At 33.2% G+C, this 25,137-nt stretch carries 26 protein-coding genes; 20 read left to right on the top strand and 6 right to left on the bottom strand.

What is annotated here, in order from left to right; genetic code table 11:
• Window positions 1-163 precede the first annotated feature (163 nt).
• The 5 genes from gpmI to OEW74_RS06805 all read left to right on the top strand — a co-directional run bounded on the left by gpmI (window position 164) and on the right by OEW74_RS06805 (window position 5,092).
• Window positions 164-1,705 (top strand): 2,3-bisphosphoglycerate-independent phosphoglycerate mutase, encoded by a 1,542-nt coding sequence (gene gpmI, locus OEW74_RS06825; protein WP_265427762.1) that lies wholly within the window; start codon window positions 164-166, stop codon window positions 1,703-1,705.
• A 151-nt stretch (window positions 1,706-1,856) separates the two neighbouring features.
• Window positions 1,857-2,834, top strand: coding sequence for an acyl-ACP desaturase (locus OEW74_RS06820; RefSeq protein ID WP_265427761.1), 978 nt, complete (start codon window positions 1,857-1,859; stop codon window positions 2,832-2,834).
• A gap of 94 nt (window positions 2,835-2,928) precedes the next feature.
• Complete coding sequence (locus OEW74_RS06815; RefSeq protein ID WP_102981619.1) at window positions 2,929-3,360, top strand: BT0820 family HAD-type phosphatase; 432 nt, start codon at window positions 2,929-2,931, stop codon at window positions 3,358-3,360.
• A gap of 155 nt (window positions 3,361-3,515) precedes the next feature.
• Window positions 3,516-4,325 carry a type I methionyl aminopeptidase gene (gene map, locus OEW74_RS06810; RefSeq protein WP_115949132.1) on the top strand — a complete coding sequence of 270 codons (810 nt, stop codon included), beginning with the start codon at window positions 3,516-3,518 and terminating at the stop codon, window positions 4,323-4,325.
• Window positions 4,325-5,092: a class I SAM-dependent methyltransferase gene (locus tag OEW74_RS06805; RefSeq protein ID WP_265427760.1), complete on the top strand. Its 768-nt coding sequence runs from the start codon at window positions 4,325-4,327 to the stop codon at window positions 5,090-5,092. The genes map and OEW74_RS06805 overlap by 1 nt, the downstream gene beginning before the upstream one ends.
• Window positions 5,093-5,140: 48 nt before the next feature.
• Here OEW74_RS06805 and OEW74_RS06800 read toward each other — a convergent pair whose 3' ends face one another.
• From OEW74_RS06800 to OEW74_RS06790, 3 genes are all read right to left on the bottom strand, one after another.
• On the bottom strand, window positions 5,141-5,845 hold the full coding sequence (locus tag OEW74_RS06800; protein ID WP_265427759.1) for a T9SS type A sorting domain-containing protein: 705 nt from the start codon (window positions 5,843-5,845) through the stop codon (window positions 5,141-5,143).
• A gap of 41 nt (window positions 5,846-5,886) precedes the next feature.
• Window positions 5,887-6,213, bottom strand: coding sequence for a DMT family transporter (locus tag OEW74_RS06795; RefSeq protein WP_076558213.1), 327 nt, complete (start codon window positions 6,211-6,213; stop codon window positions 5,887-5,889).
• 203 nt (window positions 6,214-6,416) lie between these two features.
• Window positions 6,417-6,980 (bottom strand): Crp/Fnr family transcriptional regulator, encoded by a 564-nt coding sequence (locus tag OEW74_RS06790; RefSeq protein WP_265427758.1) that lies wholly within the window; start codon window positions 6,978-6,980, stop codon window positions 6,417-6,419.
• A 125-nt stretch (window positions 6,981-7,105) separates the two neighbouring features.
• Here OEW74_RS06790 and era point away from each other — a divergent pair, with 125 nt between their 5' ends.
• Both era and OEW74_RS06780 read left to right on the top strand, forming a co-directional pair.
• Window positions 7,106-7,981, top strand: coding sequence for a GTPase Era (gene era, locus OEW74_RS06785; RefSeq protein ID WP_074228532.1), 876 nt, complete (start codon window positions 7,106-7,108; stop codon window positions 7,979-7,981).
• Window positions 7,982-8,050: 69 nt separating this feature from the next.
• Window positions 8,051-8,479, top strand: a complete 429-nt coding sequence (locus tag OEW74_RS06780; protein ID WP_265427757.1) for a DoxX family protein — start codon at window positions 8,051-8,053, stop codon at window positions 8,477-8,479.
• Between the two features lie 112 nt (window positions 8,480-8,591).
• Here OEW74_RS06780 and fsa read toward each other — a convergent pair whose 3' ends face one another.
• Window positions 8,592-9,245, bottom strand: a complete 654-nt coding sequence (gene fsa / locus OEW74_RS06775; protein ID WP_265427756.1) for a fructose-6-phosphate aldolase — start codon at window positions 9,243-9,245, stop codon at window positions 8,592-8,594.
• A 140-nt stretch (window positions 9,246-9,385) separates the two neighbouring features.
• On the opposite strand from fsa, the gene OEW74_RS06770 reads away from it, so the two are divergent.
• Window positions 9,386-9,871 (top strand): YdeI/OmpD-associated family protein, encoded by a 486-nt coding sequence (locus tag OEW74_RS06770; protein WP_265427755.1) that lies wholly within the window; start codon window positions 9,386-9,388, stop codon window positions 9,869-9,871.
• Window positions 9,872-9,908: 37 nt separating this feature from the next.
• On the opposite strand, the gene OEW74_RS06765 is transcribed toward OEW74_RS06770, so the two are convergent.
• Window positions 9,909-10,517 (bottom strand): tetratricopeptide repeat protein, encoded by a 609-nt coding sequence (locus OEW74_RS06765; protein WP_265427754.1) that lies wholly within the window; start codon window positions 10,515-10,517, stop codon window positions 9,909-9,911.
• Between the two features lie 136 nt (window positions 10,518-10,653).
• Here OEW74_RS06765 and pepE point away from each other — a divergent pair, with 136 nt between their 5' ends.
• The 11 genes from pepE (at window position 10,654) to OEW74_RS06710 (ending at window position 20,451) form a co-directional block, all read left to right on the top strand.
• Window positions 10,654-11,346, top strand: a complete 693-nt coding sequence (gene pepE, locus OEW74_RS06760; protein WP_265427753.1) for a dipeptidase PepE — start codon at window positions 10,654-10,656, stop codon at window positions 11,344-11,346.
• 98 nt (window positions 11,347-11,444) lie between these two features.
• Window positions 11,445-12,818 carry a D-alanyl-D-alanine carboxypeptidase/D-alanyl-D-alanine-endopeptidase gene (gene dacB, locus OEW74_RS06755; protein ID WP_265427752.1) on the top strand — a complete coding sequence of 458 codons (1,374 nt, stop codon included), beginning with the start codon at window positions 11,445-11,447 and terminating at the stop codon, window positions 12,816-12,818.
• Window positions 12,819-12,824: 6 nt separating this feature from the next.
• Window positions 12,825-13,979: a sensor histidine kinase gene (locus tag OEW74_RS06750; RefSeq protein ID WP_265427751.1), complete on the top strand. Its 1,155-nt coding sequence runs from the start codon at window positions 12,825-12,827 to the stop codon at window positions 13,977-13,979.
• Window positions 13,980-14,080: 101 nt separating this feature from the next.
• On the top strand, window positions 14,081-14,749 hold the full coding sequence (locus OEW74_RS06745; RefSeq protein WP_265427750.1) for an ABC transporter ATP-binding protein: 669 nt from the start codon (window positions 14,081-14,083) through the stop codon (window positions 14,747-14,749).
• 43 nt (window positions 14,750-14,792) lie between these two features.
• Window positions 14,793-15,365 carry a murein L,D-transpeptidase catalytic domain-containing protein gene (locus OEW74_RS06740; RefSeq protein WP_265427749.1) on the top strand — a complete coding sequence of 191 codons (573 nt, stop codon included), beginning with the start codon at window positions 14,793-14,795 and terminating at the stop codon, window positions 15,363-15,365.
• A 159-nt stretch (window positions 15,366-15,524) separates the two neighbouring features.
• The gene (gene radC / locus OEW74_RS06735) at window positions 15,525-16,202 is read left to right on the top strand and encodes a RadC family protein (protein WP_265427748.1); all 678 of its coding nucleotides are present in this window, start codon (window positions 15,525-15,527) and stop codon (window positions 16,200-16,202) included.
• Window positions 16,199-17,107, top strand: a complete 909-nt coding sequence (locus OEW74_RS06730; protein WP_265427747.1) for a hypothetical protein — start codon at window positions 16,199-16,201, stop codon at window positions 17,105-17,107. The genes radC and OEW74_RS06730 overlap by 4 nt, the downstream gene beginning before the upstream one ends.
• 108 nt (window positions 17,108-17,215) lie before the next feature.
• Window positions 17,216-18,112, top strand: a complete 897-nt coding sequence (locus OEW74_RS06725) for a phytanoyl-CoA dioxygenase family protein (protein ID WP_265427746.1) — start codon at window positions 17,216-17,218, stop codon at window positions 18,110-18,112.
• A 3-nt stretch (window positions 18,113-18,115) separates the two neighbouring features.
• Window positions 18,116-19,270, top strand: coding sequence for a hypothetical protein (locus OEW74_RS06720; protein WP_265427745.1), 1,155 nt, complete (start codon window positions 18,116-18,118; stop codon window positions 19,268-19,270).
• A 35-nt stretch (window positions 19,271-19,305) separates the two neighbouring features.
• Window positions 19,306-19,818 carry a hypothetical protein gene (locus OEW74_RS06715; protein ID WP_265427744.1) on the top strand — a complete coding sequence of 171 codons (513 nt, stop codon included), beginning with the start codon at window positions 19,306-19,308 and terminating at the stop codon, window positions 19,816-19,818.
• Window positions 19,819-19,839: 21 nt separating this feature from the next.
• Complete coding sequence (locus tag OEW74_RS06710; protein ID WP_265427743.1) at window positions 19,840-20,451, top strand: inorganic pyrophosphatase; 612 nt, start codon at window positions 19,840-19,842, stop codon at window positions 20,449-20,451.
• A 96-nt stretch (window positions 20,452-20,547) separates the two neighbouring features.
• On the opposite strand, the gene OEW74_RS06705 is transcribed toward OEW74_RS06710, so the two are convergent.
• The gene (locus OEW74_RS06705) at window positions 20,548-22,254 is read right to left on the bottom strand and encodes an amidohydrolase (RefSeq protein ID WP_265427742.1); all 1,707 of its coding nucleotides are present in this window, start codon (window positions 22,252-22,254) and stop codon (window positions 20,548-20,550) included.
• 134 nt (window positions 22,255-22,388) lie between these two features.
• Between OEW74_RS06705 and OEW74_RS06700 the strand changes: the two genes are divergently transcribed.
• A complete protein-coding gene (locus OEW74_RS06700; protein ID WP_265427741.1) occupies window positions 22,389-25,124 on the top strand; it encodes a sodium-translocating pyrophosphatase in 2,736 nt (911 codons plus the stop codon).
• Window positions 25,125-25,137: the final 13 nt, after the last annotated feature.

Here is a 25,137-nt window from a genome sequence, read left to right as displayed (position 1 = left end):
GCGACCTTAGCGTTAAAATTAAGTATTCTAATCAACAAGAATACTAAGTTAGATTCAATATTTGGAGTAGTTTTCTTTGAACTTTTAAGCAAAATTAAAACCTTTAAAATTCTTCAATTCACTTTAAAATCAATAAATTTGTTTGTTTAAAAATCAAATTAAAATGTCTAAAAAAGCAATATTGGCAATACTTGACGGATGGGGTTTGGGAACAAATCCTGAAGTTTCTGCATTAGCTCAAGCAAATACACCATTTATAGATAGCTGTTATCAAAAATTTCCACATACAACTTTAGAAGCAAGCGGTTTGGCAGTTGGTCTTCCGGCCGGACAAATGGGAAATTCTGAAGTAGGACACATGAATTTGGGAGCAGGTAGAGTGGTTTATCAAAATTTGGTAAAACTAAACATGGCTGTCGAAAACGGCACTTTAGGACAGGAAAAAGTAATTCAGGAAGCATTTGATTATGCCAAAAGAGAAAATAAAAATGTACACTTTATTGGTTTGGTTTCCAACGGTGGGGTGCATTCACATATCAATCATTTAAAAGGACTTTTGTCTGCGGCAAAAGATTTTGGTTTAAATGAAAATGTTTACGTACATGCTTTTACAGACGGTAGAGATTGCGACCCGCATTCAGGTTTAGGATTTATTGAAGAATTGCAGGAACACATGAATCACACAACCGGAAAAGTGGCTTCTGTTATCGGAAGATATTATGCAATGGACAGAGACAGGAGATGGGAGCGTGTAAAATTAGCTTACGACGCAATGGTTGAAGGTGTTGGTTTGCAGACAACAGATGCACTTGCAGCAATCAAAGCATCTTATGACGAAAATGTTACCGATGAATTCATCAAGCCAATTATTTTGGTAAAAGAAACTCAGATTGGGAACGTTGTTCCTGTAGGTAAAATCGTTGATAATGATGTAGTGATTTGCTTCAATTTCCGTACAGACAGAGGTCGTGAGATCACAGAAGTTCTTTGTCAGCACGATATACCCGAATATTTTATGCGAAAGCTAAATCTTCATTATATTACATTAACCAATTACGATAAAACGTATCAAAATGTAAATGTTGTTTTCGATGAAGAAGTTTTAAAAGATACAATGGGTGAAGTTCTGGAAAGAAACGGAAAAACCCAGATCAGAATTGCTGAAACCGAAAAATATCCTCACGTTACGTTTTTCTTTTCAGGAGGTCGTGAAGAAGAGTTTCATGGTGAAAAAAGATTGCTTTGTCCGAGTCCGAAAGATGTTCCTACTTACGATTTGAAGCCTGAAATGTCTGCTTATGATATTACTAACGCAATTTTACCAGAATTAGAAAACGAAACTGCCGACTTTATATGTTTAAACTTCGCAAACACCGATATGGTTGGTCACACCGGAGTTTTTGAAGCAGCGGTAAAAGCAGCAGAAACGGTAGATAAATGCATCGAAAAAGTTGCAACAATGGCTTACGAACATGGTTATGCTGTTTTCATTTTGGCAGATCATGGCAACTCTGATGTCATGATTAATTCAGATGGTTCTCCAAACACGCAGCATTCAACTAATTTGGTTCCATTAATTGTGATGGATAAAGATAAAAACTGGGAACTAAAACCAGGGAAATTAGGAGATATGGCACCAACAATTTTGCACACAATGGGAATAGAAATTCCTGCAATTATGACAGGTGATATTTTAGTGAGCTAAAAGTGAAATAATATTATCAAAAAAATACCGTTATAGTAGTGATAACGGTATTTTTTATGATTTATATCAGACATATTATGAGATACATATAATATTATGCTTTAAATAATAAATAAATCATATCTTTGCAAATTATAAACTTAATTTTTAGATGTACAACAAGCTGGTAAGAAAAGAGGTAATGGGTATTTTGGAAAAGGAAGTCGGTTCTTTTCTTGAGAAATTTTTGACTCCGATTGAAAAAATATGGCAACCTTCAGATTTTTTACCGGATCCTTCAAGTGATAACTTCAAATACGATTTAGACGAAATTCAGACTTTTGCCCGTGAAATGCCTTACGATCTTTTCGTAACATTAATTGGTGACTGTATTACAGAAGAAGCACTGCCTTCTTACGAATCATGGTTAATGGGCGTTGATGGCGTAGATCAGGAAGGAAAATTGGGTTGGGCAAACTGGGTGAGATCTTGGACTGGTGAAGAAAACAGACACGGAGATTTATTAAACAAATATCTTTATCTGTGCGGAAGAGTAAATATGAGAGAAGTTGAAATTACAACTCAGTATTTAATCAGCGATGGTTTCGATTTAGGAACAAGTATGGATCCTTACAGAAACTTTGTTTATACAAGCTTCCAGGAAACTGCAACCAACATTTCTCACAGAAGAGTAGGTACATTGGCAAAACAATCCGGTAACGGAAAACTGGCAAAAATGTGTGGGGTAATTGCCGCAGACGAAGCAAGACACGCAAAAGCATACAAGCATTTTGTAACTAAAATTTTAGAATTAGATCCATCGGAAATGATTTTGGCATTTGAAGATATGATGCGTAAAAAAATCGTTATGCCGGCTCACATGATGAGGCAGTCTGGTCAAAAAGCGGGTGAACTTTGGGGGCACTTCTCAGATGCAGCACAAAGATGTATGGTTTACACGGGACAGGATTATATCAACATTATGAAAGAACTTCTTGATGAATGGAAGATCGAGCATATTACAGGTCTTACAGAAAAGGCAGAAAAAGCTCAGGAATATTTGATGAAACTTCCTTCAAGGTTACAAAAAATCACAGACAGAATTTCTACTCCAGATTTGCAGTTTGAATTCAGCTGGGTAAAAAAATAATTAGATTTTAACAATAAATTATAAATTGAAGTGTCGGAGTTTTTCGGCACTTTTTATTTATTTAGTATCTTTGCCCAGCTAAAAACGCAACAAAATGTTAAATAATAAAAAAATTGCTGTTGATTTTGACGGAACTATCGTAGACGACGCATATCCTGCAATTGGAAAAACTAAGATTTTCGCATTCGAAACACTTAAAAAACTTCAGGCTCAAGGTTTTAGACTGATACTTTGGACGTACAGACATGGTAAAACTTTGGATGAAGCTGTAGAGTTTTGCAGACAAAATGGTATTGAGTTTTATGCAGTTAACTCAAGTTTTGAAGGAGAGGTTTTTGATTCTGAAACTCAGTCTCGAAAATTGGATGCAGACTGGTTTATCGACGACAGAAATTTAGGAGGTTTTCCTGGTTGGGGAGAGATTTATAACATCATCAACGAAAGAATAGAGTTTCGCGTAGAAGGAAAAGAGGTTTTAGCGTATTCAAAACTGAAAAAAGAAAAGAAAAAAGGATTATTCTGGTAAGATTTGAGAAATTAGAAGCTAGATGTTAGAAATTAGTTTTAATATCACTTTTAATAATTTTATCAAGAAAGTAAAGATGTTTAGGATTAAAAGATCTATTCATGAAGTTGAAAATCTAATATCTAACATCTAATATCTAACATCTATATTAAAAAATGATTCAATTAAAAACAATAGACGAGCTTCGTCTTATGAAAGAAAGTGCCCAATTGGTTTCCAGAACATTAGGAATGTTGGCAAAAGAAATCAAACCGGGAATTACTACTTTATATTTAGATAAATTAGCACACGATTTTATTAAAGATCACGGGGCTGAACCAGCATTTTTAGGATACGGAGGTTTCCCTAATTCTTTGTGTATTTCACCGAACGAACAAGTAGTTCACGGTTTTCCAAATAAAGAAGAAATAAAAGAAGGTGATGTACTTTCTGTAGATTGTGGTGCCATTCTTAACGGTTACGTTGGAGATCACGCCTATACTTTTGAAATTGGCGAAGTAAAACCTGAAACTAAAAAATTACTGAAAGTTGCTAAAGAATCTCTTTACAAAGGGATTGAGCAATGCATCAGAGGAAAAAGAATCGGTGATATTTCTCACGCAATCCAGAAACACTGTGAAAAAGAAGGGTATGGAGTTGTGAAAGAGCTTGTTGGTCACGGTTTAGGAAAGAAAATGCATGAAGATCCCCAAGTTCCGAATTACGGAAAACAGGGAAGCGGAAAAGTGATTAAAGACGGTTTGGCAATTGCTATCGAGCCGATGATTAATTTAGGTACCGAAAAAGTGAAATTCCATAATGATGGATGGACGGTTACAACATTAGATAATCAACCTTCTGCCCACTTCGAGCATGATGTTTGTGTTATCAACGGTAAACCTGTTTTATTATCAACTTTCAAATATATTTACGATGCTTTAGGGATTGTAAGTGATGAAGAAAAGCCATTCCAATTGGATTTTTAATGAAAAAGCTGACTAAGTTTTTATTAAATAAAATCCCTCGTCCGATGCTTATCAAGATGAGTATTTGGGCGCGACCGTTGATCTATCAGTTTTTTAAAGGTGATCAATTTTACGATCCTATCGATGGAAGATCTTACCGAAAGTTTTTACCTTACGGATACGGAAAACAAAGAGAAAATGCGTTGTCTCCGGGAACTTTAAGTCTCGAAAGGCATCGTCAAATGTATCTGTATCTTCAGAATGAAACCGATTTTTTCATTAAAAATTATAAAGTTCTGCATATTGCTCCCGAGCAGGAATTTTTGAGAAAATTTAAAAGAATGAGCAATCTCAACTATATTTCTGCGGATTTATATTCGCCGATTGTAGATGTGAAAGCTGATATTTTAGATTTACCTTTTGAAAATGAAAGTTTTGATATTATCTTTTGTAATCATGTTTTAGAACATATTCAGGATGATGCAAAAGCAATGAGCGAATTATACAGAGTAATGAAACCGGGAGGTTGGGGAATTCTTCAGGTTCCGATGAAAAATTCTTTGGAAAAAACCTATGAAGATTTCACTATAACCGATCCAAAAGAAAGGCAAAAACATTTCGGACAGTACGATCATGTTCGTTGGTACGGAATGGATTACTTTGACAGACTTAAAGATGCTGGTTTTGAAGTGGAAGCTAATTTTTACTCACAGCAGTTTTCTGATGCAGAAATAAAAAAATATGGTTTAAGACTCAACGAAATTTTACCAATCGTTTTAAAGAAATAAAAAATCGGCTTCAAATTCTGAAGCCGATTTTTGTTATAAGCTGAAAATTTATTTTTTAATAAAAATTTCTGGTTTAAAGTTTTCTATACTTAAAATATATTGTCCGGCTGCAAAACTGCTTACATCTATTTTAAGCGTTTTATCTGATGTTAATGTTTCAAATAAAATTTTTCCTGAAAGATCATTAATTTTCAATTTTAAATTCTTTTCTACATTCTCTATGATTACAAAATCTGTAGAAGGATTTGGGTATAATTTAAAAGTTTTCTTAATAGTGTTTTCTTTTGTTCCTAAAAATGAATTGTTATAATAAATTTTATCTCCAGTTGTTACTTTTGTTATAATAAGCGTTTTCGAACTGCTATTATTTACAATTTCATAATTAAAAACACTTCCCGTTGGACTATTCATAAGGTAGAAATCACAATTTTTTTGATCATAATCCCTAACTGCGGTTTGATTAGTTCCTACATATTGCATCAATGTACATGCGCCTCCGTTGCTTATAAAACTATCTTGTATCGTCGAAAAGTTCATATTAATTACTGCCGAATTAAAATATTTAGAACTAAAAGAATTTGGCGTTCCTGATTGATAAAATAACGATCTTTCAAGATTAATATTCATAGCAGGAGTAGCTGTCGTTTGTCCGTTCATTACAATTTGGGAGATGTACCAATCATTATTAAAAAGATCGGCATTTTGTCCAAACAATGTACTGCCAATAAACAGAAAAAGTAGTTTTGTTCTCATATAATAGTTTTTCCCAAATATAAGAAATATATTATCGCTTTTTAATGAGAAACCGCTTTCAAACCAATAACAGAACCAATCAATGTTGAAATGAAAAATATTCTCCAGAAACTTGCAGGGTCTTTAAACACTAAAATTCCTACCAAAGCTGTTCCCACCGCACCAATTCCGGTCCAGACTGCATAAGCGGTTCCGATAGGTAAAGTTTCTGTTGCTTTGATGAGTAAAAGCATACTGATGGTGAGACAAACCAAAAATCCTCCAAACCACCAATACATCTCGTTTCCAGTGGTTTCTTTTACTTTTCCGAGGCATGATGCAAAAGCAACCTCAAATAATCCTGCGATAATTAAAATAATCCAGTTCATTTAATATTTAATTTTATACCGCAAAATTGAGGTTTTAAAGTGAAATAAAATTTTACAAATGTTAAAAAATACAGCTTGATTCTGATATTATCTGAAGTGAAAATAAGGATGATTTACTCCGGAGGAGCAAAACCTTTGTAGAAAATTTGCAAAAAAAATATGAGCTCCGTAGGAGCGAAACAATACTAGAAATTCAATTTTAATTATTTAATTTCTGCACGAATTCTACTCAAACTCACCTGTGTAATTCCCAAATAAGATGCAATATGACCCAACTGAACTCGCTGCAAGAGATAAGGCTTTTCTTTGAGCAGGTCTTTATACCTTTCAAGTGCTGTTTTATACTGTCTAGAAATAATCAGTTCTTCCGTTTTTACCAGTTCGCGTTCTGCAAATTTCCGTCCCCAATTTGCAATATGAATGTCTTCATGATAAAGATTTTTTAACTTTTCAGTTTCAAGTCTATAAAATTCACAGTCTTCCAAAAGTTCTATATTTTCGTAGCCTGGCTTTTCATCCACATAACTTTTCATGGAAACTACAGGTTCGCCTTCTGTTCCAAACCAAAAAGTAATATCATTATTTTCTGTAGAAGCATAAGCGCGAACAATTCCTTTCTTTAAAAAATAAATATAAGGAATCACTTTATTGGCTTCCATCAGGCAAAATCCTTTATGATAATTAACTTCAGAGATGTGCTGTATTAAATTTAATTTTGATAATTCCGGAAGCGGAAATATAGCATTGATGATCTGATCGATTTCCATGAAAAGTCATGATTAATTATTCTTCAAAAATAGACTTTTTTAAGCACTAATTTTAGATATAGTCTAAATCCAAATTTTGTTTTACTAACTTTGCAAATCGTAACAAAACGAATTAATACTTTTATATGCACAAAGCAGGATTTGTAAACATCGTTGGAAAGCCAAATGCCGGAAAATCCACCCTTCTGAATCAGTTAATGGGAGAGAAGTTGGCAATTGTAACGCAAAAGGCTCAGACAACACGACATAGAATTTTTGGAATTTATAATGAAGAAGACTTGCAGATTGTATTTTCTGATACTCCCGGAGTATTAGATCCAAAATACGGTTTGCAGGAAAAAATGATGGATTTTGTGAAAGACTCTTTACAGGATGCAGACGTTTTCCTTTTCATTGTAGATGTGACCGATAAAGCTGAACCATCAGAATTTTTAATTGATAAACTAAATAAAATTCCGGTACCGGTTTTATTATTACTGAATAAAGTTGACCAAACCAATCAGGAAGGTCTTGAGAAACTGGTTTCAGAATGGCATGAGAGAATTCCTAAGGCGGAAATTCTTCCTATTTCAGCTTTAAATGCTTTTAACACCGAAATTATTTTACCGAAATTAAAATCGATGTTGCCAGAAAGTCCGGCGTATTATGATAAAGACATGTACACCGACAAACCGGAACGTTTCTTTGTAAACGAGGCCATCAGAGAGAAAATTCTTTTGAATTATGAAAAAGAAATTCCGTATTCTGTAGAAGTGGTAACCGAAATGTTTAAAGAAAAAGAAGGTATTATCTTCATCGATTCTATTATTTATGTAGAAAGAGATACCCAAAAAGGGATCATCATCGGGCATAAAGGAGAAGCTATCAAAAAAGTAGGAACAGAAGCAAGAATTGATCTGGAAAAGTTTTTCTCTAAAAAAATTCACTTAAATCTTTTCGTAAAAGTGAAAAAAGACTGGCGAAAAAATGACAGAGATTTGAAAAATTTTGGGTATAGATAGACTAAAACGTCTCTATTCATCGTTGTATTAACGGATATTTTTGTTATCTTTAGTTTAAATTTTCAATCAATGAGCTATTCAAACACAAAGGCAGATCCTGTAATTTTTGATATTGTATTATTTCTTGTAAGACTATTTATAGGTTTTGCGATGATTTCGCACGGTTTTCCCAAACTTCAAACATTAATTGACGGCGGTGAAATTCAGTTCTATGACTTTTTAGGTTTAGGTCCGAAAATTTCTTTAGGATTAACTGTCTTTGCTGAATTTGTGTGTTCAATCTTTATTATTCTTGGTTTATTTACAAGAATTGCAGCGGGATTTTTAATCTTTACAATGGGTTTTGCCGCTTTTGTAGTTCATAGTGCAGATGGTTTTGATAAAAGAGAATTAGGCCTATTGTATCTTTCAATTTACCTGATGATTATTACATTTGGAGCAGGAAGATTCTCAATTGATGGAATGATAGAGAAACGAAGAAGAGCCAATGACTGGTAAAGTCAATTTGATATAAAATAAAATCCCGAAACATTTTGTTTCGGGATTTTTTATGTGAATTTGAAATATTTTATTCAATGAATATTAATCTCAAATTTTAAATTTCAAATTCTTATGCCAATTTTTGAGAATCTGCAACAAACTGAGCCAAACCGCTGTCTGTTAAAGGGTGTTTTAATAAACTCAAGATTGGAGGAAGTGGTGAAGTGATAACATCTGCACCAATTTTTGCACAGTCAATAATATGCATTGAGTGACGGATAGAAGCTGCTAAAATTTCAGTTTCATACATATAGTTATCAAAAATTAATCTGATTTCCTGAATCAAATTTAAACCATCTGTTGTAATATCATCTAATCTTCCTAAGAACGGAGAAACGTAAGTTGCACCAGCTTTAGCTGCCAAAAGAGCTTGTCCAGGAGAGAAGATCAAAGTACAGTTTGTTTTGATTCCTTTATCAGAAAAATATTTCAAAGCTTTGATACCGTCTTTAATCATTGGGATTTTCACCACAATATTTGGGTGAATTGCAGCCAATTCGTCACCTTCTTTAATCATTTCTTCGTACGTTGTAGAAAGTACTTCAGCAGAAATATCTCCGTCCACAATCTCGCAAATCGCTTTGTAATGATTTTTGATAGCTTCATCACCTTTAATTCCTTCTTTAGCCATCAATGACGGGTTGGTCGTTACACCATCCAAAATTCCAAGATCTTTAGCTTCTTTAATTTGCTCTAAATTAGCAGTGTCAATAAAAAATTTCATTTTGTTTAAATTGATTTATTTCCGCAAAGATAAACATTCCATTTTGAATTATCAGTTACGAGATTTGAGTTTCGAGGGTTGATTATTGCATCGTTTAACACGAGACCCGCAACTCGGATCAAATTTATAACTTTGAAAATATGAAAAACCAATTCACCGCAAAGCTCGAAATCATAGGAATTAATCCTTTTGTTTTTCTTCCTAATGAAATTTTAAATGAAATATTTGAAACTTCAGGAAAAGATAAAAGTCCGATTCCTGTGAAAGGAACTGTAAATGGTAAAGAATTCAGACAAAACTTAATGAAATATTTAGGAGAATGGCGGCTGTACATTAATTTAACCATGCTAAAAGATTCTCCAAAAAGAATTGGTGAAATGCTTGAAGTTTTTGTAGAATTTGATCATTCTGACCGAACAATCTCAATTCATCCAGATTTAGAAAAAGCAATCCAAGAAAATTCTATTGCTTTACAAAACTTTGAAAATCTCATTCCTTCAAGAAGATCAGAGTTGATCCGTTACATTAATAATTTAAAGACCGAAGCAAGCATTCAAAGAAATATTGAAAAAATCATTCGACATTTAACTGGTGAGACAGACTTTTTCGGAAAAAAGATCAAATAAAAAACCGAAGAAAATAATTTCTCCGGTTTCTTTAAATTTATGAATTAAGAGCTTGGCTCAATTTTACAGCTTCCTGATTACTCGGATCATACTGTATTGATTTCGCAATAAACTCTTTAGCTTTATTCGGATTGTCTTTTTGTTCGCTAAATGCGATGTAATAATAAGCATAGGCAAGATTTTTTTTGCTTGCTTCGATTTCTTCCGGTTTTTTTACGGTTGCAATATATTTTTCGTAAGAAAGTTTAGCATTTACATCATCTTTAGCCGATTGATAAGAATAGGCCTGACTGTAATAAGATGGAGCCCAATCTGGTAACAATACAGAAATCTTTTTCCATGTAGCAATTGCGTTTTGCCAATCTGTAGCATCCTGATAAGCGGTAGCTAATTTAGCAAGAGCTTCTGCATCTTTAGGATTGCTTTCAACTTGTTTTTTCAATCCCTCAATTACGGGGTTTGTTTGTATCTGAGCTTTAGAAGCAGTAACTTTCACACTGTCCGTTGGTGAAGTTTGGGCAACAAGAGCACCTGTACTTCCTATCATCATTAAACCTACAAATAATTGCTTAGTATTAATTTTAATCGTTTTCATATTTCTTACATTTTTAAAATTGTAAATAGAGAAGTTCAAGAATAATTCCATTAAAAGAATAGTTTTAGAACTCTTAAGTTTTTTTTGATGGTATTAACAGTTATCAGACTTTTTTTAGCGTATTTTTTGATTCTTACCGTGTTTGAGTTTATCTTTGTTTCATTACAAACCTATTATTTTTCATCTTATGAATGTATTATTAGCCTCAACATCTACACTTTTTGGCGGAGAATATCTTGAATATTTAAAGGAAGAACTTATTGATCTATATAAAGGAATTGACGAAATTATCTTCATCCCATTCGCAAGACCCGGCGGAATTTCACATGACGATTACACCGCAAAAGCACAGTCTTTTTTCGAACCCATTAATATTAAAGTAAAAGGATTACACGAGTTTGATGATAAAATAGAAGCTTTAAATTCGGCAAAAGGATATTTTACAGGCGGTGGAAACACTTTTTTATTGGTTAAAACTTTGCATGAAGAAAACTTGATGTCTGTGTTAAAACAAAATATAGAAAATGGTAAAGCCTATTTAGGCTGTAGCGCAGGAAGTAATATTGGCGGGCAAAATATGAAAACTACGAATGATATGCCGATTGTTTATCCGCCAAGTTTTGAATGTATGGGATTAGTTCCTTTCAATCTTAATCCGCATTATTTAGATCCAAATCCTGATTTGAAGCATAACGGAGAAACAAGAGAAACCAGAATTAAAGAATTTTTAACGCAAAACAACACCAAAGTTGTAGGATTGCGTGAAGGAAACTGGATCAGAAGAATTGGCGATAAAATTACCGTTGAAGGAAATGAATTGACAAGAATTTTTGAAAAAGGAAAAGAACCTTATGAAATTGAAGCAGGAAGCGAACTTTAACTCTTATTTTTGAATACTACTCAAATAATTTAATGTTATTAGCGTTGTCATGCTGAGCGGAGTCGAAGCATTCTGTAAAGCCTTTTAATACATATCAAATGAAAAAAACCTTTGTATTTCTTACACTTTCCACACAAATTATTTTTGCCCAAAATATTGCTCAAAAATTAGATGATGCCACAAAAAATCTAATGAATTCTTCTTTGGCCATTTCATCTAATTTATCTTTTTATGTTGCTGATGAAAGCGGAAATCTTGTGTATGAATTTCAGGGAAATAAAGGATTATCTACAGCGTCAACCCAGAAAATTTTCACAGCAGCTGCAGCTTTGGAAACGTTAGGCAAAAATTATACGTACAAAACAACATCATCCTATTCAGGAACGATTTCTAATGGAAATTTAAACGGAAATCTTTTCATTACTTCAAACGGTGACCCTACTTTAGGAAGCTGGAGATACGAAGGTTACAAACCAGAAAATTTTAGACAAAAATTAATTGAAGCAGTTAAAAAATCTGGAATTACAAAAATTTCGGGAGATTTGGTGATTGATGATTCTTATTTTGACCATCAAACGATTCCAGGAGGTTGGCCGTGGGATGATTTGGGAAATTATTATGGAGCCGGAGTTTGGAGCGTAAATTGGCGTGAAAATCAATTTGACATCAACATCAGCGGAAATGATTTTAAAAGCTTTTCCTATCCTTTAGAAAACGTAAAATGGTTAAATGATTTAAAAGCAGCAGGAAATTCAGATCAAAGTTTAATTTTTACAGCACCGTATTCTGATGTTGCTTTAATTAACGGAAGTTTACCTGCAGGAAAAGTAACGACAGTTTCAGGTTCTGTTCCGAATCCTCCATTACAATTGGGTGTGGAAGTTCAGAAATGGCTGAAAGAATCCGGAATTGATTTTTCAGGAAAAGTAGTTACCAATTCTCAATTGGAAATAGAAGGTAAAAAAACATTAGAAACTCCAAAAAATAATATTATTCTTACCTACGAATCGCCAACTTTAGATAAGATCGTGTATTGGTTTTTGAGGAAATCGGTGAATTTATATGGTGAAAATTTAATTAAAACTTTAGGCAAAGAGAAAAAAGGAAATCCGAGTTTTAAAAGCGGAATTGCTTATTTAAAAGAATTCTGGAAAGCAAAAGGAATCAATTCAAATATGATCAATTTTGCTGACGGAAGTGGACTTTCTCCTCAAAATTATGTTTCGGCAAAAGCGGAAGTTCAGGCATTATTGTATGCAAAAAAACAATCTTGGTTTGATTCTTATTATGACGGATTTCCCAATCAGGATAACGGTATGAAAATGAAAAGTGGAACAATGCGCGACACAAAATCATACGCAGGTTATCATACTTCAAAAGACGGAAAAAAGTATGTATATTCAATTATTATTAACAATTATCAGGGAAGCGGAAGTTCAGAGCTGCAGAAGATTTTGAATATTTTAAAATAAATACAATTGAAAAAAAGATCCATTTTTGCCAGATTCAACAACTGGTTTATTTTTTCTTTGATGACATTGGTGGTTGTAGCGATTGTGATTGCTTCAACTATGGTGGTAAATTACCTAAAGAAAGATGAAGTAAAGAGAGTTGATATTTTGGTGAAAGCCATAAAATTTCAACAGGACATGACTCCCAGTCTAGAAGTTCAGGAGCTTCTTCTTGCTATTTATAGCTCAAATACTACAATTCCAATGATTATTTTAGATAAAAATGATCAGGTTATAGAATATAAGCATTTACCAAAAGAAATTGGCGACGACTCTCAAAATATTATCGCTGAAGCTAAGAAAATGGAGAAAAAATATCCTCCGATAGAAATAATCGTGCAAGGTGGAAATAATCAGTTTGTGTACTATGACAACTCAAAAATGCTGAATAATCTTCAGTATTTTCCATTTTTATTAGGATTTTTTGTGTTGTGTTATTTCTTATTTTCATTCTGGTTTTTAAGAACAGTTAAAAAAACAGACGAAGGTTATCTTTGGGCAGGATTAGCAAAAGAAACCGCCCATCAAATTGGAACTCCATTATCATCCATGATGGGCTGGATGGAAATTATGAAGCTTGAAAACCCCGATTCAGACGGCGTTATCGAAATAGAAAAAGATATTGAAAGACTGAGAACAATCTCAGAAAGATTCTCAAAAATTGGTTCAGTCCCTGAATTAAACGACACCAACTTTAATGAAACCATTCAAGAGAATTATGATTATCTGAAAACAAGAATTTCAAGAAAGATAGATTTTACACTTCTGCTTCCAACATACAATATTTTGGTTCCGCACAATAAAATCCTGATGAGCTGGGTAATTGAAAACCTCGTAAAAAATGCAGTTGACGCCATGAAAGGTGAGGGAACTTTACAAATGTCGGTTTTCGAACGCAACAAAAATATTTTGGTAGAAGTAAAAGACAACGGAAGCGGAATGACAAAATATCAGGCGCAAAATGCTTTCAAACCCGGATATTCAACGAAAAAACGTGGTTGGGGATTGGGTTTAAGCTTAGCCAAAAGGGTAGTGCAGGAGTATCATAATGGAGATATTAGGATTTCTCAAACCGAAGTAGGAAAAGGAACCACTTTTAGAATTCTGATCAGAAAAGCATAAATTTTTATCCTTGCAAAATGAATATTTTACACGTCAAATTTTCATCTTAAAAGCAACATTCAAAACTTCAAAACAAAAGAAAAAATCACTATTTTTGAAGCATGATTAAAGCGAGTAATATCCATAAATCTTATGGAAGTCTGGAAGTATTGAAAGGAGTTGACATTCACATCAAAACGGGAGAAGTTGTCTCTATTGTTGGAGAATCTGGCGCCGGAAAATCTACATTGCTACAGATTTTGGGAACTTTAGATACGCCTTCAGATCCTAAAAAATACGATACTGAAATCTTGTTGAATGATCAATCTTTCATTTATATGAGTGATAAACAAATTTCAAAATTCAGAAATCAGAATATTGGTTTTGTTTTTCAGTTTCATCAGCTACTTCCCGAATTTACTGCTTTGGAAAATGTTTTGCTGCCTACCCGAATTGCAGGAACCAGCGAAAAGGAAGCTTTAGATAAGGCTTATCAATTATTTGAAGATCTGAAAATAGCAGAAAGAATTCATCATAAACCCAATCAATTATCGGGTGGTGAAGCGCAGAGAGTTGCCGTTGCAAGAGCTTTGATTAACTCGCCAAAGATTATTTATGCAGATGAACCGACGGGAAATTTAGACTCAAAAAACGCAGATGATCTTCATCGATTATTTTTTGATTTGAGAGATAAATACAATCAGACTTTTGTGATTGTAACGCACAATCCGCAATTGGCTGAAATTACAGACCGCAAACTGGTGATGAAAGACGGATTGATTATTGAATAAATTATTATTTCGAAAAAACACAAGATTCTAAAAAAATTAAAATATGAAATCTTTACTATTTGCATTGTTATTTCTTATTTCCTGTAACCCATCAAAAGCTCAGGAAAATACAGATATTTTGCCTAAAGAAAGGATTTCTGAACTTAAAAACTATATTAAGGATAAAAATTACAATCAAAACCTGGCTGTTTTTATCAATTTTAAAATAACTTCAGGAAAGTACCGGTATTTTGTTTATGATTTAAAAAATGACAAAATTGTACAGAAAGCAATTGTTTCTCACGGTTCAGGATCTGTAATTAAAAATTCAAATCAACTTAAATTTTCTAATGTTGAAGGCTCATATCAATCTTCATTAGGAAAATATGAAATTAAAGAAAGTTATTCAGGTCAATTCGGAAAAGCATATCGTTTAAATGGTTTAGATTCCACCAACAGCAACGCAATGCAAAGGGCGATTGTATTACATTCTTTTGGATGTGTACCAGATCATGAATCTCAGAATTTAGCCTGTTTAAGTTTGGGTTGTCCGATGCTTTCAATAAAAGCTTTTAACGAAACCGCAAAACATATAGATCAATCAAAAAAGAGTATTATTTTGTATGCTTTTTATTAATTTAGTTGATAGTTGATAGTTGATGGTTGATGGTTGATGGTTGATGGTTGTTGAATGAATTTAATAAATATACGAGTAAACTAATATTTTTTTTCATTAACTAAAATACTAAATAACTAATAACTAACAACTAAATCCCATAACCTAAACCCTAAAACCATGTCTATAAAATTTTTGGCAGAAGACGACAGACCCAGAGAAAAGTTTTTACTGAAAGGTAGAAACTCACTTTCTGATTCTGAACTTTTGGCAATCATTATGGGCAGCGGAAACAGAGAAGAAACAGCGGTAGAATTAGGCCGAAAAATTCTGGCATCGGTTGATAATAATTGGCATCAGCTAAGTTTATTAACGGTTAAAGATTTAATGAAATTCAAAGGAGTAGGTGAAGTGAAAGCGATTTCAATTGCAACTGCTTTGGAAATCGGGAGAAGAAGAGCTAATCAGGAAATCCCTGAAAAACCTTTGATTTCCAGCAGTAAAGATGCTTATAACATTCTGAAAATATATTTATCAGATCTCAGAACTGAAGAATTTTGGGCTTTATTTCTCAACCAAAGCAATAAAGTAATTCATATCGCTCAGTTGACGCAAGGTGGAATTAATCAGTCGATTGTAGACATTAGAATACTCTTTAAAACCGCATTAGAACATTTTTCGACAGGAATTATTATTTCGCACAATCATCCGTCAGGAAATTTAAAACCCAGTGCAGAAGATATCAGTATAACCAAACAAGTGAAAGAAGCAGGAAATGTGATGAACATTCAGCTTTTGGATCATTTAATTATTACTCAAAACGCTTATACCAGTTTTGCAGACGAAGGATTATTATGATTAAAAGATTAAAATACCATGAAATTGATTTTGAAAAATATGCTCAATGCCTGGAAAATTCTGCACAGCGAAAATATTCTGCTACAAAACAGTTTTTAGATATTTCATCAGATAAAAAATGGGAATTATTGGTTTATAAGGATTATGAAGCCATAATGCCTGTTCCTTATGTATTTAAATCAAAAATTAAAATCGTTCACAATCCGATGCTTTGTCAGCAATTGGGAATTTTTTCAAGAGAGGATGATGTAGAAATTAACGAACAGTTTTTAAACTTTTTAGAGAAAAATTATCTCATCAGAATTTATACTTTTAATGAGTTTAATCATTTCAAAACTCACTTAAATTCTAAGAAGAACTTTCTTATTCTTCCTGATAACTACGAAACGGTTTACTCTAAATATTCTCCGAAGAGAAAAAGAAAACTAAGACTTGATGAAGAGGTTGTAAAAAAATCTGAAATCAGGAACATCAGCTTTTCTGAGGCTGAAAGTTTTATTAAAGAAAATTTTTTGGGTGCCAATAAAGAAGAAGATGTAGATTCTTTCATTTTAATATTCAAAAAAATGTTTGAGGCAAATTGTTTGAATTTTTCGGCTTTTTATCTCAACCAAAGAATTATCAATATTATCGTAACTTATTTTGATGATTTTACAGTGGCACTTTTGGGGACATTTAATGATAAAGAATCGGTTAAAGTATCGGGCGCTTCTGTTCTAATAGACAAGTGTATAGAAGAAAATATCTCAACCAAAATCTTTGATTTTGAAGGGAGTGAATTGCCGAATGTAGAAGAATTTTTCCGAGGTTTCAGACCCGAACTTCGTCCTTATCATCTGATTGAATATTCCAAAAAAGATATCATTAAAAAATTGCTAAGCTTGAAATTTATCATGAAACTTTAATTTAATCACGTTCTTTAGAATAGTTCTGCTTATTATTCTTAAATTTATAAAAGTATTTACAAACTGATCGCAATGCTAAAGAAGATTCGCAATTATAAGTTGCCATACATGATTTATAATTTTTTCAACAAAAAAAAATTACAGCATAATATTCCGCTCTATAAAAAATACGGTCTTGATAAAAGCTACTTTTCGAGTATTTCAAGCAAAGATTTTGCACATTTGCCTAAAAATGAAAGAAAATTTGATGAGCAAAAACTTTTCAATACCGAATTTTATAAAAATCTTTCCGAAGAAAATAAAACCAGCGCAAAAGGCTTTAATGATAATGGTTTTTTGGTTCTGAGAAATTATCTTAAGCCAGAAACAGCCGATCAGATCAATGATGAGATTGAAAAACTGATGAAAGATGGAACCATTAAATTCCGTTATGGCGGTAAATTGATGTTCGTTATTCATCATTCTGAAATCATTAAAAATATCGGCAATGATAAAAACTTACTTGAATTTTTATCTGTTTTGATCGATGGTGATGCTAAATTGTTTCAGAGCATCAATTTTATCAACGGAAGCCAGCAAAAAACGCATTCAGACAGTATTCACATGACTACTTATCCTTTGGGCGGGCTTTTAGGAGTGTGGATTGCCTTGGAAGATGTGGATGAAACAAATGGCGCTTTACACTACATTCCGGGAAGTCATAGGCTTCCATATTTCTTAAATTCTGACTACGATAATGAAGGAACAGCTTTCAAAATTGGCAAAAAAAGTTATGTAGCTTACGAAGAATTCCTTGAAAATAAAGTGAAAGAATTAGGATTGAAAAAAGAAATTTTTAGAGCAAAAAAAGGAGATCTTTTGATTTGGCATGCCAATATTCTTCACGGTGGAGAACCGCATTTAGATAAAACAAAAACAAGAAAAAGCTTAGTTTATCATTATTTTGACGAAAAAAGTGTCTGTTATCATGAGGTTACGCAAAGACCTGCTTTATTTGAGCTGTAAAAAATGCTGAAGAAAAATAATCTTATTTTGAAGGTTTTACTTTCGGTTTATTTATGTTTTATGTCGTATTATCTTTATACGCATCAATATTATAATGTTGATATTGAAGCTTATATGGGATTGCTCTATAAAGCTGAATATCCTGAAATGAAGATTGAAGAAATCCACCAAAAAGTGTTTGCTGAGTTAGATGAAAAAAGACCCGGAATGTTTGAGTCTGATCTTTCGCATGAAGAAACCGCAAAAGGTGAAAATACTTATTACAAGATCATCTCAGAAAATCCAAAAATTTTTGAAGAAGAATTACAATTGTTTTCGGTAAAACCATTTTATAATTTTGTTAATTTATTATTTTTTAAAGCTGGTTTTGCGGCATCGACTTCTACATTTTTGATTTCGATATTATCTTATGTTTTAATCCTATATTTTATCTTTTTATTTTTAAGTAAAATATTGAAAAATCATCAGTTAGCATTTCTGTTAACGATCTTATTATCGCTTTTCAAACCGCTTTTAGAATCGAGTAGGCACGCTTCACCGGATAGTTTATCCTGCTTGCTTTTGCTTTTAAGTTTTTATGTTTTCATTATTAAACGAAACTTTCTTATTGCAACAATTTTTGCAATGCTCTGCATTTTAACCAGACCTGAATATTTTATTTTTTGTGCTTTCTTTTATATTTTAATTTTTATTCAAAGAAAAAAATTAGAGATTAAAAACAATGAACTTGCTGTTTCTTTTGTTTACTTATTTCTTTCATTCGCTGTAGTGCAGTATTTTAATCAGATTTCCTGGTCTACATTATTTATGAATCAGTTTACGAAAGTTCAGCTGTATCCGATTTCAAACCCCGATCCGTTTAATTTTCAGGATTATTTACATTTTATTAAATCTAAAATATTATTTGAATTTAATTCATCATATTTCCTATTATTGTTGATTTTTATTGTGATAATTGTTTACAATAAATTTTCTATTCACAAGAAAAACCTTGTGCCATACCTATTTTTTGGGTTTATTTATCTCTCCATTTTTCTTAGATTTTTGATTTTTCCTACCATGGTCAACAGAATGATGATTGGTTATTATCTAATAATCATACTGGGTTTAGTTTACATTCAGAGTTCAAAAGAAGATTTATTTAAAAAACTTTCCTAAGAGCCAATTTATTAGTAATTTTGCTACCTCAAATTATGACAGATTTTTCAGACTATTTACCGTATGCAGCCGCATTAGTTATTGCAATTCCGTTTTTGGTTTTGCTGAGACAATTTGTGTATTCGTACATCAACTTAAAAAATCAGGAAATAAAATTACTTTCCGTAAAATCGAATTCTGAAAATAAAACCCATTCTTATGAAAGAATGACTCTTTTTTTGGAAAGAATAAAACCTTCAAATCTTATTCTTAAGTTTGATAAAGAGCTTGCCGCTCACGAATTTGTATTTCTTACCGAGAAAACCATCAACGAAGAGTTTGAATATAATGCTTCACAGCAACTTTATTTAACAAAAAATTCATGGCAGAATATCGTAGATTCTAAAAATGCAATCATAGATTTGCTGCACAAAACCTACGAAAGCCTTAATAATAACCCGAATCTTAATGAATATAAAACCGTTTTCATCATGAATTACATGAATGATAACGATTATATCGGAGAAACTATCGAAGATTTGAGGAGAGAAATTTTAATAATAGCTTAATTTAAATAATAAATATAAATAATGATTCCAAATTTTAAAGCACATCCGTGGCATGGGATTTCTGCAGGAGAAGATGCGCCAAACGTGGTCAATGTATTCGTGGAAATAGTACCTTCAGACACAATTAAATACGAAATAGATAAAGAAACTGGTTACCTTAAAGTAGACAGACCTCAGAAGTTTTCTAACATTATTCCTGCATTATATGGTTTTGTTCCTAGAACTTACTGTAATGAAGAAGTAATGAAATTGGCAGTAGAAAGTGGTGCAACAGACGTTACAATGGGAGATCACGATCCTTTGGATATCTGTGTATTAAGCTCTCACAATATTCATTCAGGAGGACTTTTGATGGAAGCTATTCCAATCGGAGGTTTCAAAATGATTGATGGAGGTGAAGCTGATGATAAAATTGTTGCCGTAATGGTAAGCGATCACGCATTCGGTCATTTCAGAGATATTTCAGAATTACCTGAAGCTGAAGTAAAAAGATTGATGCACTATTTCTTAACGTACAAAAACTTACCGGATGAGCCTGCAAAATGTAGAATTCAGGAGGTTTACGGAGCAGAGCACGCAAGAAAAGTAATCGTAGCTTCACAAAATGATTATTCAAGCAAATACGGAGGATAAAATTCTCTTTGTTTAAATATAAAAGGGTAAATGAAACTGTTCATTTACCCTTTTTGTTTTTTTATCTGAATATTAAAATAGATTTCCGAAATTAATTTATTTTCTAATATAAACCGGAATATCTTCTTTAATAGTTTCTAAAACTTTAATACTTCTAATTTTCTCAGGATCAATCGTTAAAGGATTCTGATCAAGTATCACAAAATCAGCCAATTTCCCTTCTTTAATAGAGCCTTTTTTATTTTCTTCCTGTAATTGATAAGCAGCGTTGATGGTGATTGCTTTCAAAGCTTCAAGAGGTGTAATTCTTTCATCAGGTCCTAAAATTCTTCCGGAGCGGGTTTTTCTGTTGACAGCAGCATAAACCGCAGTGATAAGATCGGGTGGAGTAACGGGAGCATCATGATGAATAGTAAAAATAATTCCTGCTTTTAATGCCGAATTTGCAGGGCTAATAAAAGAAGCTCTTTCAGAACCAAAAACACTTGAATAATGCCAATCTCCCCACAAATAAGTATGAGTAGAAAAATACGATGGAATAACACCCAATTCTTTTATTTTTTGAATGTGATCGGGGCGGCTGTTTTGCACATGAATCAACGTTGCACGCAATTCCGGAGTATAGATATTTTCATCTTTTAATTTTTTGATGACACGGATTGCCTGATCTATTGCAGCATCGCCATTTACGTGAAGTTGTGCGGTAATATGATTTTGAAATAAGGTTTTTAAGTCTTCATATAAAGTTTCATCTGTAAATATCGGGAAGCCTTTGTAGTCTTTCGATTGTCCTTCAGGTGGAACAAGATAAGGCTGTGTAAGCCAGGCTGTTTTACCTTGAGGAGAACCGTCGTCAGAAAATTTAAATCCTCCAAGTTTTAAATGATTTTTATATTTCATGTATTTAGGTTTAAAAACATCTAAATCTTTTTTAAAGTATTCGTAATCCGGAAAATAAATGACATCGGCTTTAAACAAACCTTCAGCAGCAGCTTGCTCCAAAAGATCTACACTTTCTCCCATGGTTCTTCCATCACAAATGGTTGTTTGCCCATAACTCAACCATTCTTCTTGAGCTTTCATCAGATTATTCATAGCCTGAGCTTTAGAATCACCAGTTTTCATTTTTTCTGTAATAGTAAGCAAAGCCATAAAACTTGCATTCTCTTCTAACTTTCCGTTGAGTTTTCCACTCTTATCTCTTCCTAAATGTCCGCCTTCAGGATCTTTTGATGAATCTGATAGGTTGAGCAACTTTAGCATCGCAGAATTTGCAACACTGGCATGACCTGAAGTATGAATGACAATAATCGGATTGGTTGTGCTGATTGCATCAAGTTCATCCTTTGTTGGATGTCGGTTTTCTGTCATAATCGCATCATCATATCCATTTCCTATAACTGGTTGGTTGTTTGAAATTTTATTTTTTTGAATAGAATTTCTAATAGTATTTTGTAAATCTTTAATAGAATTAACCGTACCATAAGGTTCAGGAAATAGATCTATCGCCTGTATCAATCCTGCTCTTGAAGTGAAATGACCATGAACATCTATAAAACCTGGTAACAAAGTTCTGCCTTTCAGATCAATCATCTTTGTTTTATTGTTGATATGAAGATTTGCATCAGTTTTAGATCCTGCAAAAAATATCTTTCCATTTTTTACGACGACAGATTCTACCTGAGGAGAAGAATCTTCCATTGTCAAAATAGTTCCGCCAAAATAAAGTGATTCTGCTGATTTTTGGGTTTGACAACTGCTGATGAATAATGCTGAAATAGATAGGTAAAGTAAAATTTTCATGGCAAAATAGTTTGGATGGCGCTCAATAAATTTACAAAAAAATAGAATAATAAGTCTTTCTTTTACAAAGTATTTATAAAAATCATTATATTTATAAAGATAATCACGAACTTTTAATATAAAAATAATAAACTATGGACTTATTTGTTTTAGTACCCATTTTTGGTGTTATTGCCCTGATCTATACTTTTATTCAAAGTAATTGGGTAAGCAAGCAGAATGCTGGAAATGAAAAAATGAAAGTAATCAGCGGGCATATCGCTGACGGTGCGATGGCTTTTCTAAAGGCCGAGTACAAGATCATGATGTATTTCGTAATTATTGTTGCCATTTTATTAGCCGTAATGGGAATGACCAATTCCAATTCACACTGGACTATTGGAATTGCCTTTGTAATCGGAGCTATATTGTCTGCTTTAGCAGGTTTTATAGGAATGAAAATCGCTACAAAAGCCAACGTAAGAACCGCAGAAGCCGCAAAAACTTCTTTATCTAAAGCATTGAAAGTATCTTTCACCGGAGGTTCTGTAATGGGAATGGGAGTTGCGGGATTAGCTGTTTTAGGTTTAGGAGCGCTTTATTTAATTATCAAACAGATTTTCGCTCCTGATGCTGCCGTAAACTCTCACGAAATGGAAAGAACCATAGAAATTCTTACAGGATTTTCTTTAGGCGCAGAATCTATTGCATTATTTGCAAGAGTAGGAGGTGGAATTTATACAAAAGCAGCCGATGTTGGAGCAGATTTAGTAGGAAAAGTAGAAGCGGGAATTCCCGAAGACGATCCTCGAAATCCGGCTACAATTGCTGATAATGTAGGTGATAATGTAGGTGATGTTGCAGGAATGGGAGCCGATTTATTCGGTTCGTATGTAGCAACCGTTTTAGCAACAATGGTTTTGGGAAGAGAAACGATTTCAAATGATTCTTTTGGAGGTTTTGCTCCGATTTTATTACCGATGCTTATTGCCGGAACAGGAATTATTTTTTCAATGATTGGTACTTTATTCGTTAAAATTAATGATAACGAAGGTTCATCAACATCCAATGTACAAAATGCTTTAAACCTAGGAAACTGGGGAAGTATTGTTATTACAGCAATAGCTTCTTATTTCTTGGTCACTTATCTTTTACCCGAAAATATGGTTTTAAGAGGTCATGAGTTTACTAAAATGGGAGTTTTTGGAGCCATCATCGTTGGTTTGGTTGTGGGAACTTTAATGAGCATCATCACAGAATTTTATACTGCGATGGGAAAAAGACCGGTTTCAAGTATTGTAAGACAGTCTTCTACGGGACATGCAACCAATATTATTGGCGGACTTTCCGTGGGAATGGAATCTACACTATTACCAATTCTTGTTCTTGCTGGAGGAATTTATGGATCTTATTTATGCGCCGGATTATACGGTGTTGCGATTGCAGCAGCCGGAATGATGGCTACAACCGCAATGCAGTTGGCAATTGATGCTTTCGGACCTATTGCAGATAATGCAGGCGGAATCGCCGAAATGAGTGAATTACCAAAAGAAGTTCGCGAAAAAACAGATATTTTAGATGCAGTAGGAAATACAACCGCTGCAACTGGGAAAGGATTTGCAATTGCTTCTGCAGCCTTAACGGCATTAGCTTTATTTGCAGCATTTGTGGGTATTGCAGGAATTGACGGTATCGATATTTACAGAGCTGATGTTTTAGCCGGGTTATTTGTCGGTGGAATGATTCCGTTTATATTTTCATCTTTGGCTATTACTGCAGTTGGACAGGCTGCAATGGCGATGGTAGAAGAAGTGAGAAGACAGTTTAGAGAAATTCCAGGAATTCTTGAAGGAAAAGCCGAACCCGAATATCAAAAATGTGTAGCGATATCTACCGATGCCTCCATCAAAAAGATGATGCTTCCAGGAGCGATTGCTATTATTTCTCCTTTATTGATAGGTTTTATTTTTGGACCTGAAGTTTTGGGAGGTTTTCTTGCCGGAGCAACTGTTTGTGGGGTTTTAATGGGAATTTTCCAGAATAATGCAGGTGGAGCTTGGGATAATGCTAAAAAATCTTTTGAAAAAGGAGTCGACATTAACGGACAAACATATTACAAAGGTTCAGAACCTCATAAAGCTTCTATTACAGGAGATACAGTCGGAGATCCGTTTAAAGATACTTCAGGACCATCAATGAATATTTTGATTAAATTAATGTCAATTGTTTCGCTTGTAATCGCACCTACTTTAGCCGTGTTGCATAAAGATAAGATTGAAGCTAACAGAAAAGCGAAAATTGAAGCTTTAACCAAAGTTTCTGGAATAACTCCTGTTGTCGTAAATTCTGTACACAATACAGTTATTTTGGCACCAAAAGTCATTAAAGGATATCTGAATGAAGAAGGAGATTTTGTTTATGATACAGGAAAAATTCAGGAAGTAGAACTGGAAGGCGGAAAAAAACTGACCATTGGTGAAGGTAGCCAGTTGCTTCAGATGTATAATGCGATAAAAAGTAATGATAAAACTGTTTTAGATCCGAATAACTGGTATACGCTAGAAAATTTTTACTTTGAAAGCGGTTCAAGTGAAATTAAGGAAAAAGCAGAAGCTCAATTATTAAATCTGGTTGAAATCATGAATGCTTATCCGAATATGAGAATAAAACTCGGTGGATACACAGATAATACCGGAAATCAGGACACGAATGTGAAGCTTTCAAATTTAAGAGCTCAGACTACAAAACTGAAATTACTCGAACTGGGAATTGCAGGAAATCGTGTAGAAACTGAAGGATATGGCTCACTGTATCCTGTTTGTGAAGCTAATGACACCGATGAATGTCGCGCAAAAAACAGAAGAATTGATGTAAGAGTTCTTTCTTTATAATCAAAATTAAACA

The organism is Chryseobacterium sp. YIM B08800 (genome assembly GCF_026163565.1).
Classification (GTDB): domain Bacteria; phylum Bacteroidota; class Bacteroidia; order Flavobacteriales; family Weeksellaceae; genus Chryseobacterium.
The sequence above is the reverse complement of the archived record's forward strand: the minus strand, read 5'-3'. Positions and strand labels throughout refer to the sequence as shown.

Coding starts and splice junctions, on each gene's coding strand:
- OEW74_RS06705 (WP_265427742.1), bottom strand. CDS start 22,254: ATGAAAATTTTACTTTACCTATCTATTTCAGCATTATTCATCAGCAGT.
- OEW74_RS06805 (WP_265427760.1), top strand. CDS start 4,325: ATGAAAAAGCTGACTAAGTTTTTATTAAATAAAATCCCTCGTCCGATG.
- OEW74_RS06725 (WP_265427746.1), top strand. CDS start 17,216: ATGATTTATAATTTTTTCAACAAAAAAAAATTACAGCATAATATTCCG.
- fsa (WP_265427756.1), bottom strand. CDS start 9,245: ATGAAATTTTTTATTGACACTGCTAATTTAGAGCAAATTAAAGAAGCT.
- OEW74_RS06795 (WP_076558213.1), bottom strand. CDS start 6,213: ATGAACTGGATTATTTTAATTATCGCAGGATTATTTGAGGTTGCTTTT.
- OEW74_RS06700 (WP_265427741.1), top strand. CDS start 22,389: ATGGACTTATTTGTTTTAGTACCCATTTTTGGTGTTATTGCCCTGATC.
- radC (WP_265427748.1), top strand. CDS start 15,525: ATGTCTATAAAATTTTTGGCAGAAGACGACAGACCCAGAGAAAAGTTT.
- OEW74_RS06720 (WP_265427745.1), top strand. CDS start 18,116: ATGCTGAAGAAAAATAATCTTATTTTGAAGGTTTTACTTTCGGTTTAT.
- OEW74_RS06745 (WP_265427750.1), top strand. CDS start 14,081: ATGATTAAAGCGAGTAATATCCATAAATCTTATGGAAGTCTGGAAGTA.
- gpmI (WP_265427762.1), top strand. CDS start 164: ATGTCTAAAAAAGCAATATTGGCAATACTTGACGGATGGGGTTTGGGA.
- OEW74_RS06715 (WP_265427744.1), top strand. CDS start 19,306: ATGACAGATTTTTCAGACTATTTACCGTATGCAGCCGCATTAGTTATT.
- OEW74_RS06710 (WP_265427743.1), top strand. CDS start 19,840: ATGATTCCAAATTTTAAAGCACATCCGTGGCATGGGATTTCTGCAGGA.
- pepE (WP_265427753.1), top strand. CDS start 10,654: ATGAATGTATTATTAGCCTCAACATCTACACTTTTTGGCGGAGAATAT.
- map (WP_115949132.1), top strand. CDS start 3,516: ATGATTCAATTAAAAACAATAGACGAGCTTCGTCTTATGAAAGAAAGT.
- OEW74_RS06730 (WP_265427747.1), top strand. CDS start 16,199: ATGATTAAAAGATTAAAATACCATGAAATTGATTTTGAAAAATATGCT.
- OEW74_RS06780 (WP_265427757.1), top strand. CDS start 8,051: ATGAGCTATTCAAACACAAAGGCAGATCCTGTAATTTTTGATATTGTA.
- OEW74_RS06800 (WP_265427759.1), bottom strand. CDS start 5,845: ATGAGAACAAAACTACTTTTTCTGTTTATTGGCAGTACATTGTTTGGA.
- era (WP_074228532.1), top strand. CDS start 7,106: ATGCACAAAGCAGGATTTGTAAACATCGTTGGAAAGCCAAATGCCGGA.
- OEW74_RS06770 (WP_265427755.1), top strand. CDS start 9,386: ATGAAAAACCAATTCACCGCAAAGCTCGAAATCATAGGAATTAATCCT.
- OEW74_RS06765 (WP_265427754.1), bottom strand. CDS start 10,517: ATGGAATTATTCTTGAACTTCTCTATTTACAATTTTAAAAATGTAAGA.
- OEW74_RS06815 (WP_102981619.1), top strand. CDS start 2,929: ATGTTAAATAATAAAAAAATTGCTGTTGATTTTGACGGAACTATCGTA.
- dacB (WP_265427752.1), top strand. CDS start 11,445: ATGAAAAAAACCTTTGTATTTCTTACACTTTCCACACAAATTATTTTT.
- OEW74_RS06790 (WP_265427758.1), bottom strand. CDS start 6,980: ATGGAAATCGATCAGATCATCAATGCTATATTTCCGCTTCCGGAATTA.
- OEW74_RS06820 (WP_265427761.1), top strand. CDS start 1,857: ATGTACAACAAGCTGGTAAGAAAAGAGGTAATGGGTATTTTGGAAAAG.
- OEW74_RS06740 (WP_265427749.1), top strand. CDS start 14,793: ATGAAATCTTTACTATTTGCATTGTTATTTCTTATTTCCTGTAACCCA.